The sequence below is a fragment of the Arthrobacter sp. Y3222053 genome, assembly GCF_059092805.1.
On record NZ_JBNHIA010000004.1, the window covers coordinates 77,565 to 90,157 of the forward strand.

Genomic DNA, 12,593 nt, shown 5'->3' on the forward strand with positions numbered 1-12,593 from the left:
CAAACGGAGGGCAGGCCCTGTTCCCGGTGCCCGCGTTCAGCCCCAGTGCGGCGGGCGCTGGGCCTTGAGCCAGGATTCCCGGTCCTCGCCCTTGTCGCCCCATGCGGCCGGCTCGTCTTCGGTTGCCTTGAGGTTGAACGCGGCGCCGGGCGACGCCGCCGCACCGCCGGTGCTGACGCGTCGATGTCCGCGGCGGCGCCGCACCGCCGCGGGCGCCGCGCCCTGATCGGACAGGTCCGGCGCCGCAACGTTCTCAGGAACTGGATTCTTGTGCTCCGCGTTTTCGGGCACTGCATTCTCGAGCACTGCGTTCTCCGGCGCGGCCTCCCCGGCCGGCTGCTGCCGTGCCGGGGCGCCGCCGGAGCGGCCGTTACTTGGAGCCTGCTGCCTGCTGTCCGTCATGTTCCTCTTCCTGCTGGTCCGCGGCCGCCGTCTCCCCCGTATCCCTGGTTCCGCGTACACGGAACCGGGTGCTGCCATGGGGAACAACGGATACGAAACCGCCCGCAGTTCCAGCGCCCGGCGCGGCCGCACCGTTGGCGGAGGCGCCCGCATCCGCCGCGGGCTGGCCTGCCGTGGAAGGCGCGGCCTGAAGGCCGGCTGCGTCCGGAGCCGGACCGAGGCCCAGGTAGCTGCCCACGAGGTCGGCGCAGGCCGCCGGATCGGAGAACACTTCAATGGTCCACAGCGGCAGGTAACGCCAGCCCTGGCGCTCCAGCATCTGCGGCCGCAGGCGGCTGCGCTCGCGCACGGTCATCCGGCGGTAGCGGTCGGTGCCGTCGGACTCGATGGCGAGCGGAACGGCGTCCTCCCCCGCCTGGTCCGTCGTGGCCACGATGTCGATTTCACCGTAGTGATCCCAGACGCTCGCTCCACGGACGCGCAGCCGCTCGACCAGGTCCGCCACGAGCGGGTCGTCCTCGGTGATGCGGCTGCGCCCGGTGGGCGGCTCGGGCCTGATCCCTTCGGGGCGGTCGAGTTCGCGGCTGATCAGCTCGTAGAAGTCGAGGGCACCGAAGCCGAGCCGGCTGCGGTCCAGGTCCTCCGGGCGGAAGCAGGTGAGCACGTGCAGGCGGTTCCGCGCCCGGCTCATCGCGGTGACGAACAGGCCGCGGCCGTTCGGCGCGGACAGCGGACCGAAGCTGTGCAGGGCCCTGCCGTGCGGGGTGCGCCCGAATCCCAGCGAGAAGATGACGCAGTCACGGACCATGCCTGCCGCCCGTTCCACGGGTACCACCCGGAAGGACTCCGGGCCCGGGGAGAAGAACGAGGAGGACCACGGGAAGTTCGCCATCTGCAGCCGGATCGCTTCGGCAACCCGGGCCGCATGCCGCGGAGTGGCGGTGATGACGGCCAGCGACTGGTGCGGGCGGCGCCGCACGTGGTCGAAGACCAGGTCAACCACGCGGTTCACCTCGGCGGCAACGGATTCGACACCCTCATGGTCGGCGCTGGGCATGCCGGTACCGTCGGGCAGGTACTCCACGACGACGCCGCGGTCGCCTGCGGTGACTTCGCTGCCGCGCGGAATCATGCTCAGCCGCCCGCCGTAGAACTCGCCGCCGATCATTTCCACCAGGGCGCGGTCCACGGCCCGGTAGACGGTGGTGAGCCGGCGCACCGGCAGCACCCCGGCGAGGGCCTCGAAGACGCTGGTGTCGTCGCTGCCGGGGCCGGGCTGGGGGCTGTCCACCCCGATGGTGAAGGGAACCGGGGCGCCGAGCTCGCCGTCGCCGAAGGCGACCACCTGTTCCGCCCGGGCCAGGGCGGGGACTGCGGCCGGCAGGCTGGTGGACTCGGCGTCAAGGACGATGACGGCGTCGAAGGTCCGGTCGGCCGGAACCACGCGCGGCACCAGGTGCGGGCTGATCGCCCAGACCGGAATGAGCGAGGACACCAGCGCCTCCGGCAGTGCGGCCAGCCCGGAGAGCGTCAGCGGCCCTTCCTTGAGCATCCGGCGGAGCTCGCCGGCGGCGGACGGGTCGGCTTCCAGGGCGTCCTGCCAGCGGCGGGCCAGGTCCCAGCGCAGGCGTCCGGCGCCGGAGGCGATGTGGGCGTTGTCCGCCAGCCGGTACTCGGCCTCAAGCCGGCGCAGGCTGTCGCCGTCGGACATGGCGAGGTAGTCGTCTCCGCTGATCATGGCCTCGAGCGCGGACTGCCACCAGGCCAGTTCCAGCTCATAGCCGACCTGCCGTGCCGGCACTTCCCGGGCCTCGAGGTCATCGAGCAGTTCGCCGAGCCCCTGGGCCCGCATCTCATCGAGCAGCAGGGTCCGCTCCGGCAGGGTTTCAAGCGTCTGCCGGTCGTCCGAGAGGGCGGTCAGGCGCTTCTCCAGGTCGTCGAGGGGCAGGCCGGCGAGGTCGGGCCGGTCCGGGGTGCCGGAGAGAATTCCGGTCAGCTGGTCCAGCTCGGTCTTAATGCGGCGGTAGTCGGCGTTCAGGTCCGCCAGTCCGGTGGGCACCGAGGGATGCCGCTGGGTGGTCGCGTAGCGGGCCCAGGTGGCGCGCTGCTGCTGGACCTGGACCAGTGAGGCGTGCAGGTCGGAAATGTGGACGCCGGGGCGGATGTACTCCTTGGCCACCCGGCGCAGCCGCGAGCGGGTCATCGAGGTCATGTCGACGCCGTGTTCCCGGCGCCAGGATGAGGAGGCCGTCGCCGAGATCAGGTCGGTGACGGGGCGGTCGAAGATGTCGGCGGTGAACTTGTCCAGGCTTTCACGCACGGCGACCAGCAGTTCCAGCTGCTCGCCCCACTGCGCGAACGTCTCGCCGAGGCGGATCTGCGAATGCCCGGCCACCTCCTGCACCTTGGCTCGCAGCTGCGGCAGCTCCTCGGCGAGGGAGAGCGCCAGGCGGTGCGCCTCCTCGGTCTCCTTGCGGTTGAGCAGCTTCGCGCCGAACCAGGGGCTGGTGGTGGCTGCCCGGCTGAAGCTGCCCAGCTCGGCGGCCCGGCGCAGCCGACCGGTGAGTTCGGTGCGGTCGGTGATGCTGTCCAGGACGCTGCGCTTCAGGCGCACGGTGGTCGCCGGAGCGGGGTTCATGCTGGTCAGCTCCGCAAGGGACTGCATGGCCTGGTACGGGGAGCAGCCCCAGCGGCGGCGCACGTTGTGCAGCGACTTGACGTGGTCGCGCAGCTGGTGGCGGTTTTCGGTGAGCACCTTGTGCAGGCTGGCCAGGTTCGGTTCCGTGGCCTTCTCGTTGCGAACGACGGCGCGCACCAGCTGGTCTTTCAGCTGCTCCTCGCTGAGCCCGCCGCCGAGCTGCAGCACCAGGGAACCCAGCTGCAGGGAGTCCAGCTGCTGGACGAACTGGTTCAGCGTGCCGCGGCGTTCGGCGACGAGGAGCACGGATTTGCCGTCGGCCACCAGCCGGGCGACGGCGTTCAGCGCGGTCTGGGTCTGCCCGGTTCCGGGCGGGGCGGAGACCACGAGAGACTGCCCGTCGGCCACCAGGTCCAGGACCTCCTGCTGGGCCGGGTCGGCGTCGAGGATCAGCAGCTCATCGGCCGGATCGCGTTCATCCAGCGGCGGCAGGTCGGGCACGCGGGCCTGGGCGGGCTCGCCGGCGGACCCGGTGGCGGTATCGATCAGCGCCCGGAGCACGGGATGGGCGGGGTTCAGGGCGGGGTCGTCGGCCGGGTCCGCGAGGTCGGCGAAGGTGGAGACCAGCAGCTTGTGTTCAATGTTGATGCTCCGCACGCCCTCGGTCAGGGTGCGCAGCCGCTCGAGCACCGGATGCGGATCGAACCGTGCGGTGCTGTAGGCCAGCCGGGCCAAGTTGCCGGCGTCGATGTCAAGGCCCTGCTCACGGTGGAGGTGGCGGACGAAGGCCGGGTTGAGCATGGCCTTGCCGGTCAGCTGGAACTCGTAGTCGTCCTGGGAGGCGTGCACGGTCAGGGAGACGGGGGTCAGCAGCACCGGGGCGGTCAGCGATTCGGGCCGGAGCGCGTCGTCGGCGGCGTAGCGCCAGGAGGCCGTTCCGGCGGCCATGTAGCCGACGTCGATGCCCCGGTCGGTGCCGAGCTCGTAGATCTTCGCGCGCAGCAGCCGGGCGGCGCGCATCGCGGCCCGGTACTGTTCCGGGTCGCGCAGCAGGGTCGAGAGGCGGGTCCGCCGGCCGGCGAGCAGCTGCGCCAGCCCCGACGGGTGTGCGTGGGTCAGGTCGATGCTGTTGCTGGGCGAGGGCACGAACCGCAGCAGGGTGTCCGGTCCGCTGGGGTGTCCCAGCTGTGCCAGCCAGGGCAGCAGGAAGTCAGACGCAGCGTCCCCGGTGTTCTCCTCAGGCACTCCTGCCCTCTTTTCTGCACTTGCGCGCGACGATCTCGACCAGATTGGCATGGGTTTAACGCTATCGCTTCCCCTGGCCTGGGCGGGGAAGCAACGCGGGGGGCGGCCGGATCGGCCGTCCCCCGCAGGAGAAACTGTGCTCAGTTTCCCGCTTTTACTCCCATTCGATGGTTCCCGGCGGCTTGCTGGTCACGTCCAGCACCACGCGGTTCACGCCGTCCACTTCGTTGGTGATCCGGTTGGAGATGCGGGCCAGCAGGTCATACGGCAGCCGCGACCAGTCCGCGGTCATCGCGTCTTCGCTGGAGACGGGGCGGAGCACGATCGGGTGGCCGTAGGTCCGACCGTCACCCTGCACGCCCACGCTGCGCACATCGGCGAGCAGGACGACGGGCATCTGCCACACGTCGTCGTCCAGGCCGGCAGCGGTCAGCTCGGCGCGGGCGATGGCGTCGGCCCGGCGCAGCAGGTCGAGCCGCTCGCGGGTCACCTCGCCGATGATGCGGATGCCCAGGCCCGGGCCCGGGAACGGCTGGCGGCCGACGATTTCGGCGGGCAGGCCGAGCTCGCGGCCGACGGCGCGAACCTCGTCTTTGAACAGCAGGCGCAGCGGTTCGACGAGTTCGAACTGCATGTCCTCGGGCAGCCCGCCCACGTTGTGGTGGCTCTTGATGTTGGCTGCGCCCTCGCCCCCGCCGGATTCGACGACGTCGGGATAGAGCGTGCCCTGGACCAGGAAGCGGATCGGCTCGCCTTCGGCTTCAGCCTGGGCCATGATCGCCCGTTCGGCTTCCTCGAAGGAACGGATGAACTCGCGCCCGATGATCTTGCGCTTGGTCTCCGGGTCGGTGACCCCGGCCAGGGCGGAGAGGAAGCGTTCCTGCTCGTTGGCGACGTAGAGGTTGACGCCGGTGGCGGCGACGAAGTCGCGCTCGACCTGCTCGGCCTCACCTTCGCGCAGCAGTCCATGGTCGACGAACACGCAGGTCAGCTGGTCGCCGACGGCGCGCTGCACCAGCGCGGCGGCGACGGCGGAGTCAACGCCGCCGGACAGCCCGCAGATGACCCGGGAGGAGCCCACCTGGGCGCGGATCCGCTCGACCTGTTCCTCGACGATGTTGCCGGTGGTCCAGCTGCGGTCCAGCTTGGCGCCCTTGAACAGGAAGTTCTCCAGCACCTGCTGCCCGTAGGCGGAGTGCTTGACCTCGGGGTGCCACTGCACCCCGTAGAGCTTCTTTTCCTCATTGGCGAACGCGGCCACCGGGGCGCCGGCCGTGCTGGCCAGGACTTCGAAGCCCTCCGGGGCCTCCTGCACGCTGTCGCCGTGGCTCATCCAGGTGTTCTGGTGCTCGGGGGTGCCTTCGAGGATGGAGCGGGCGTCGCCGGCGACCATCGCGTCGGTGGAGCCGTATTCGCGCAGGCCGGTCTTCGCGACCTTGCCGCCAAGGGCCGCGGCCATGGCCTGGAAGCCGTAGCAGATGCCGAAGACCGGCACCCCTGCCTCGAACAGCTTGCCGTCCACCTGCGGGGCGTCTTCGGCGTAGACGCTGGAAGGCCCGCCGGAGAGGATGATGGCAGCCGGGTTCTTCTCCAGCAGCTGCTCGGTGGAATAGGTGTGCGGCACGACTTCGGAGTAGACATCGGCTTCCCGCACGCGCCGGGCAATCAGCTGCGCGTACTGGGCGCCGTAGTCCACCACGAGCACGGGCCGCTCTTCGATGGGATCGGTGGGGGCGGAATCAGTCACGGTTCCAAGGATAGTCGGCGCCCGCCCCCGCTGGCACATCGCGTCCTGCCCGCCTCCGGGCAGGACGGCCGGGCCGCCGGTTCAGTAGCGGGAGGCGGCCTCGGGATGCGCTTCGAGCTCGGCCAGGACCTGCTTGTGGATGCGGGCCTCCACGATGAAGGACAGGAAGGGCACGACGCCGCCGAGCGCGATCAGGACGAACTTCGAGAACGGCCAGCGCATCAGCTGCCAGAGCCGGAAGTCGGCGATCAGGTAGACCACGTAGAGCCAGCCGTGGGCGATGAGGACGCCGGTGTAGAGGTTCAGCGAACCGACCATCGGCGCGGGAATCTCCAGTGCGTACTTCATGATCATCTCGATGACCAGCAGCAGCAGGAAGATGCCGGTGATGTAGGAGAAGACCTTGTAGAAGCCCAGCGCGGAGCGGATCTGGGCGTGGGTGCCGCCGAACCGGCGCTTCTTGGGCCGGGGTTTGCGGGCGGGGGCTTGATCGGTCACTGCGTTCCTCACTGTTCCTTCGGGCGGGCGGCGGGGCGGGGTCAGGGTTCGCGGGCCGGCAAGGGGCCCGAAACCGGCTCTTCACCCGGTTCGCGGGGCTCGTTGCCTGCCCGGTCCTCCCCGTCGGCCGGGTCTTCCTCGTCCTCCCAGTCCTCCTCGTCCTCTGCGTCCTCGAGGGCGCGGCGGTGGTCGTCGGCCACGAGCCGCCACCACAGGAAGACCGAGAAGCCGGCGAAGATGACCCATTCGACGGCGTAGAAGACGTTCATCCAGTTGATGCTGGTCTCCTGGGGCTGCGGGCCGATCACCACGGGCTCCATGGTGCCGGTGTTGACGGGTCCGCCGGCGGCGTCCAGGGTTTCATGGGCGGGCACGAACGCGGCGTACAGGGGCAGGTCCCACCGGTTCGCCAGTTCCGCAGGGGAGAGCGTGGGCACGGTGTCGCTGCCGTCGGGCTGCCGCGGCTCGGGCGCTTCGGGGGGCAGCAGGCGCCCGACGACGGTCACTTCCCCTTCGGGGGCCGGCTCGGCGTCCTGCGGGTCGGCAATCCAGCCGCGGACCACCGGAATCCACTCTCCGCCCGGCGCACCGTCCACCGACATCGGCGTGACGACCCACCATCCGGTCTCGTCGCCCTGCAGGCGCTCCTCGACCAGCACGGTGCGGCCGTCGTCGAAGGCACCGGTGAAGGTGACCATCCGGTCCGCCTCCGTACCCATCAGGTCGGTGGCGGGCGTGAAGGCCTCGGTCAGGGGACGGACGTTTTCGGTGTCCGCGGCGGGGGGCGGCGGCTCGCTTTCCGCGGTCGAGAACTGCCACTGGCTCAGCAGCACGAACACCCACGACAGGGCGAGGGCGAAGACGAGCGCGGCGATCCAGCGCGGCTTCAAAGCAGTTCTCAGCACGGGATTAACCGTACTTCGAACCCTTGTAGAAAACCCAATGGGCGGTCAATGGTCGAAGAAGACCACGGAGGAGTTGATCAGCTCCGCGATCACTCCACTGTCCTGCGCCCGGCGCAGCGATTCGCGGAAAGCGGGCCGGTACAGGGACCGCGCCAGGGTCGCCAGGACCTCCAGGTGCTCCGAGAACGATCCGGCCGGGGTGGCGATGAGCAGCACCACGGTGGCGGGCCCGTCGGCGGCGCCGAAGTCGAGGCTGTGGCCGTACTTCGTCACGCCGACGGCGATGGAGGCGGCCGTGACCTGATCGCTGCGCGCATGCGGCAGCCCGATTCCGCCCGGCAGGCCGGTGGCCAGCTGGTGTTCCCGGGCCTGGACCTGCTCGAGGAATTCGGGCAGGCTGCGCAGCCGGCCGCCACGGTAGAGCAGTTCGGCCAGCTGCGCCGCGGCGTCATACCGGTCCGCGGCCACCATGTCCAGCAGCACGAATCCCGGCTCGGTGAGCACCGTGTCGCCGGCCCCCAGCTGCAGCCCGCTGTCCATCCGCACCGGTCAGACCGTGGGAACGATGTCCTCGGCGGCCAGCCGGGCGGCATCCGCGGACTTGTCGTCGGGCTGTTCCTGGCTGCGCCGCTCGGCCTCGACCCGGGCCAGGTAGTGCAGGGTCTCGTTCTCGATCCTGGCCTCGTCCCAGCCCAGCGCCGGAGCCATCAGCCCTGCCACCACGGGTGCGGCGGCGACGCCGCGGTCCCAGGATTCAATGGAGATCCGGGTGCGGCGGGCCAGCACGTCCTCGACATGCCGGGCGCCCTCATGCGTGGTCGCGTAGACCACCTCGGCGCCAAGATAGTCGTCGGCGCCGGGCAGCGGTTCCCCCAGCGCGGGGTCGGCGCGGATGAGGTCCAGGACCTCCACGGCCAGGGACCCGTAGCGGTTGAGCAGGTGCTCCACGCGGGCCACGTGCACCCCGTATTCCTCGGCGAGCCGGTGTCGCCGGTTCCAGGCCGCCTTGTACCCGGTGGCCCCCAGCAGCGGGATGGTCTGAGTGCAGCTTTCCGGAACCCGCTCGTCCATCGCCCGGGCCGCCTCGTCCACGGCGTCCTTGGCCATCACCCGGTAGGTGGTCCATTTGCCGCCGGCGACGACGACGAGTCCCGGCACCGGGTGCGCGACCACATGCTCGCGGGAGAGCTTGGCGGTCGAGTCGTTCTCTCCGGCGAGCAGCGGCCGCAGGCCGGCATAGACGCCCTCGACGTCCTCCCGGGTGAGCGGCGTCTTCAGCACCAGGTTCACGTGCTCAAGGATGTAGTCGATGTCTGCGGAGGTGGCGGCGGGGTGCGCTTTGTCGAGGTTCCAGTCGGTGTCGGTGGTGCCGATAATCCAGTGCCGCCCCCAGGGGATGACGAACAGCACCGACTTCTCGGTCCTCAAAATCAGTCCCACCGTGGACTGGAACCGGTCGCGCGGCACCACCAGGTGCACGCCCTTGGAGGCACGAACCTTCAGTTGGCCGCGGTCGGTGACCATCGCCTGGGTCTCGTCCGTCCAGACGCCCGTGGCATTGACCACCTGCTTGGCAAAAATGTCGAATTCCTCGCCGGTTTCGGTCTCCCGCACGCGGGCGCCGACCACGCGTTCGCCCTCGCGCAGGAAGTCCACGACGGCGAGCCGGTTCACTGCCGCCGTCCCGTAGTGGGCGGCGGTGCGCACCATGGTAGCCACGTACCGTGCGTCGTCGACCTGGCCGTCGTAGTAGCGGATCGAGCCGACCATGGCGTCGTCCTTGAGGCTGGGCGCCGCCCGCAGCGTCCCGCGCCGGCTGAGGTGCTTGTGCGCGGGGACGCCACGGGAGTTGCCCGAGGTGATGCCCATGGTGTCGTAGAGCATGATGCCCGCGCCCACATACGGCCGTTCCACGAATCGGCGGGTCAGCGGGTAGAGGAACGGCACCGGCTTGACCAGGTGCGGGGCGATCCGCTGCAGGAGCAGGCCGCGTTCCTTCAGCGCCTCCTGCACGAGGGCGAAGTCGAGCATCTCCAGGTAGCGCAGGCCGCCGTGGATCAGCTTGGACGAGCGGGAGGAGGTGCCCGAGGCCCAGTCCCTCGCCTCGACCATTCCCACGTTCAGGCCGCGGGTCACCGCGTCCAGGGCGGCGCCGGCGCCGACGACGCCGCCGCCGACGATCAGGACGTCCAGGGCGTTCCCGGGTTCAGCCGTGGCCCGCAGCCGGGCCATCGCCTCCTCGCGGTAGGCCGGGCTCAGTGCATCTGTGGTGCTGGTCAAGGCTTCCTCCTTCGGCTCCGGGCGTGTGGTCCGGACCCCTCGGTCTGACGCAGGTGCGTCAACTGTAGGAAATCAACTGCTGTACAGATAGGGCGAGACCAGGACCTCGATGCGCTGGAAGGCCTTCAGGTCCGAGTACCCGGTGGTGGCCATGGCGCGCCGCAGCGCGCCCATCAGGTTCGACGTTCCGTTGGTGTGGTGCGAGGGGCCCCAGAGGACTTCCTTCAGGGGTCCGACGGTGTCCAGGTGCACCCGGTCGCCGCGCGGCAGCTCGCTGTGGTGGGCCTCCTGGCCCCAGTGCCAGCCGTGGCCGGGGGCCTCGTCGGCGCGGGCCAGCGCGGAGCCGAGCATCACGGCGTCGGCGCCCATGGCGATGGCCTTGATAATGTCGCCGCTGGTGCCCATGCCGCCGTCGGCAATGACGTGGACGTAACGGCCGCCGGACTCGTCCATGTAGTCCCGCCGCGCTTCGGCGATGTCGGAGATGGCGGTGGCCATGGGCGCGTGGATGCCCAGGGCGCGGCGGGTGGTGGTGGTCGCTCCCCCGCCGAACCCGACCAGGACACCGGCGGCGCCGGTGCGCATCAGGTGCAGGGCCGGGGTGTAGCCGGCGGCGCCGCCGACGATGACCGGGACATCGAGCTCGTAGATGAACTGCTTCAGGTTCAGCGGCTCCACGTTCTTGGACACGTGCTCGGCCGAGACCGTGGTGCCGCGGATGACGAAGACGTCGACGCCGGCGGCCAGGACGGTCTTGTAGAACTCCTGGGTGCGCTGCGGGGTGAGGGACCCGGCCACGGTGACGCCGGCTTCGCGGATCTCGGCGAGCCGGGAGGTGATCAGCTCGGCCTGGATGGGCGCCGCATAGATTTCCTGGAGCCGGCGGGTGGCCTGGGGGTTGAAGTTGTCCCCCTTCAGCTGCGCAATTTCGTCGAGGACCGGCTGGGGGTCCTCGTACCGGGTCCAAAGGCCTTCGAGGTTGAGCACGCCGAGCCCGCCGAGGCGGCCCAGGGCGATCGCGGTGGCGGGGGACATGACCGAGTCCATCGGCGCGCCGATCACCGGCATGTCGAAGCGGTAGGCGTCGATCTGCCAGTCGATGGACACGTCCTGCGGGTCGCGGGTCCGGCGGGAGGGGACGATCGCAACGTCGTCCAGGGAAAAGGCTCTGCGCCCGCGCTTGCCACGGCCGATCTCAATCTCAGTACTCACGCCTCTAGGTTATCCCAGTCACCTGCCCGCCCGCCGGGAAAGCGCGTCCACGCTCACAGGGAGAGGGTCTTATTGCCACGAAGGCGCCGCCCGCAGTGCGGGCGGCGCCTTGATGCGCTTAGTGCGGGCGCTAGGAGCGCTTGGTGCCGTAGTTCGGCGCCTCCACGGTCATGGTGATGTCGTGCGGGTGGGACTCCCGCAGGCCCGCGGAGGTGATCCGGACGAACTTGCCCTTGGCCTTCAGCTCGGGGATCGTGTGCGCGCCGGTGTAGAACATGGTCTGGCGCAGGCCGCCGACCAGCTGGTGCGCGACGGCGGACAGCGGGCCGCGATAGGGCACCTGGCCTTCAATGCCCTCAGGGATCAGCTTTTCGTCGCTGGGCACGTCGGCCTGGAAGTAGCGGTCCTTGGAGTAGGAGGTGTTCCGGCCGCGGGTCTGCATGGCGCCCAGGGAGCCCATGCCGCGGTACGCCTTGAACTGCTTGCCCTGCACCAGCACCAGTTCGCCGGGGCTCTCGGCGGAGCCGGCGAGCAGGGACCCGAGCATCACGGTGTCGGCGCCGGCGACGATGGCCTTGCCGATGTCTCCTGAGTACTGCAGGCCGCCGTCGGCGATGACCGGCACGCCGGCCGGAATCGCGGCGCGGGCGGCCTCGTAGATGGCGGTCACCTGGGGAACGCCGACGCCGGCGACGACGCGGGTGGTGCAGATCGAGCCGGGGCCCACGCCGACCTTGATGGCGTCGGCGCCCGCGTCGATCAGCGCCTGGGCGCCCTCGCGGGTCGCGGCCTGCCCGCCGATGACGTCGACGTGGGCGGCGGCGGGATCCTTCTTCAGCCGGGCGATCATATCCAGCACGCCGGAGCTGTGGCCGTTGGCGGTGTCCACGACCAGCACGTCCACGCCGGCCTCGACCAGGGCCATGGCCCGCTCGTACCCGTCACCGAAGAACCCGACGGCGGCGCCGACACGCAGGCGGCCCTCATCGTCCTTGGTGGCCAGCGGATACTGCTCGGCCTTGTCGAAGTCCTTGACCGTGATCAGGCCCTGCAGCCGGCCGGCGTCATCGACCAGCGGCAGCTTCTCGATGCGGTGCTTGTCCAGCAGCTCCATGGTCTCTTCGGGCGTGATGCCGACCCGTCCGGTGATCAGCGGCATCGGCGTCATCACTTCGGCGACCTTGCGCAGCGGATAGTCGGAGCGCGGGATGAAGCGGGTGTCGCGGTTGGTGACGATGCCCAGCAGGCGCTTCTCGTCGTCGGTGACCGGCAGCCCGGAGACGCGGAAGTGGGCGCACAGGTCGTCCAGTTCCTGCAGGGTGGCGTCCGGGGAGACGGTCACCGGATTGGTGATCATGCCGGATTCGCTGCGCTTGACGCGGTCCACGTGCTCGGCCTGGTCCTCGATGGACAGGTTGCGGTGGATCACGCCCAGGCCGCCCTGGCGGGCCATGGCGATGGCCATCCGGGACTCGGTGACGGTGTCCATGGCCGCGGAGATCAGCGGGGTCTGGACGGTGATGCGCCGGGTCAGCCGGGAGCTGGTGTCCGCCTCGGACGGAATGACGTCCGTGAAGCCGGGCAGCAGGAGGACGTCGTCATAGGTCAGGCCGACGAAGCCGAACGGGTCATGTTCTGGGGACTGCTGGGACAAAGCTGCGCCTCT

9 protein-coding genes are annotated in these 12,593 nt (G+C 70.1%); all 9 read right to left on the reverse strand.

Features of this window, described 5'->3' with window-relative positions; translation table 11 throughout:
* Positions 1 to 36 precede the first annotated feature (36 nt).
* Positions 37 to 402, reverse strand: coding sequence for a hypothetical protein (locus AC5RUW_RS11665; RefSeq protein WP_494160877.1), 366 nt, complete (start codon positions 400 to 402; stop codon positions 37 to 39).
* Positions 371 to 4,336, reverse strand: coding sequence for an AAA family ATPase (locus AC5RUW_RS11670; protein ID WP_494160878.1), 3,966 nt, complete (start codon positions 4,334 to 4,336; stop codon positions 371 to 373). The genes AC5RUW_RS11665 and AC5RUW_RS11670 overlap by 32 nt, the downstream gene beginning before the upstream one ends.
* A gap of 103 nt (positions 4,337 to 4,439) precedes the next feature.
* Entirely contained in the window at positions 4,440 to 5,990 is a 1,551-nt protein-coding gene (guaA, locus tag AC5RUW_RS11675; RefSeq protein ID WP_494161060.1) for a glutamine-hydrolyzing GMP synthase, read from the reverse strand.
* Positions 5,991 to 6,113: 123 nt separating this feature from the next.
* Positions 6,114 to 6,530, reverse strand: coding sequence for a DUF3817 domain-containing protein (locus tag AC5RUW_RS11680; protein ID WP_494160879.1), 417 nt, complete (start codon positions 6,528 to 6,530; stop codon positions 6,114 to 6,116).
* A gap of 41 nt (positions 6,531 to 6,571) precedes the next feature.
* Positions 6,572 to 7,435, reverse strand: a complete 864-nt coding sequence (locus tag AC5RUW_RS11685; RefSeq protein WP_494160880.1) for an SURF1 family protein — start codon at positions 7,433 to 7,435, stop codon at positions 6,572 to 6,574.
* A gap of 45 nt (positions 7,436 to 7,480) precedes the next feature.
* The gene (locus tag AC5RUW_RS11690; RefSeq protein WP_494161061.1) at positions 7,481 to 7,975 is read right to left on the reverse strand and encodes a PTS sugar transporter subunit IIA; all 495 of its coding nucleotides are present in this window, start codon (positions 7,973 to 7,975) and stop codon (positions 7,481 to 7,483) included.
* A 9-nt stretch (positions 7,976 to 7,984) separates the two neighbouring features.
* Positions 7,985 to 9,667, reverse strand: a complete 1,683-nt coding sequence (locus tag AC5RUW_RS11695) for a glycerol-3-phosphate dehydrogenase/oxidase (protein WP_494161062.1) — start codon at positions 9,665 to 9,667, stop codon at positions 7,985 to 7,987.
* A 120-nt stretch (positions 9,668 to 9,787) separates the two neighbouring features.
* The gene (locus AC5RUW_RS11700; RefSeq protein WP_494005557.1) at positions 9,788 to 10,927 is read right to left on the reverse strand and encodes a GuaB3 family IMP dehydrogenase-related protein; all 1,140 of its coding nucleotides are present in this window, start codon (positions 10,925 to 10,927) and stop codon (positions 9,788 to 9,790) included.
* 130 nt (positions 10,928 to 11,057) lie between these two features.
* Positions 11,058 to 12,581 (reverse strand): IMP dehydrogenase, encoded by a 1,524-nt coding sequence (gene guaB, locus AC5RUW_RS11705; RefSeq protein WP_494160881.1) that lies wholly within the window; start codon positions 12,579 to 12,581, stop codon positions 11,058 to 11,060.
* Positions 12,582 to 12,593 lie beyond the last annotated feature (12 nt).

What these genes read in the sequence shown, in the direction of transcription:
- AC5RUW_RS11690 (WP_494161061.1), bottom strand. Translation starts at nt 7,975, where the DNA reads ATGGACAGCGGGCTGCAGCTGGGGGCCGGCGACACGGTGCTCACCGAG.
- AC5RUW_RS11695 (WP_494161062.1), bottom strand. Translation starts at nt 9,667, where the DNA reads ATGGCCCGGCTGCGGGCCACGGCTGAACCCGGGAACGCCCTGGACGTC.
- AC5RUW_RS11670 (WP_494160878.1), bottom strand. Translation starts at nt 4,336, where the DNA reads ATGCCAATCTGGTCGAGATCGTCGCGCGCAAGTGCAGAAAAGAGGGCA.
- AC5RUW_RS11665 (WP_494160877.1), bottom strand. Translation starts at nt 402, where the DNA reads ATGACGGACAGCAGGCAGCAGGCTCCAAGTAACGGCCGCTCCGGCGGC.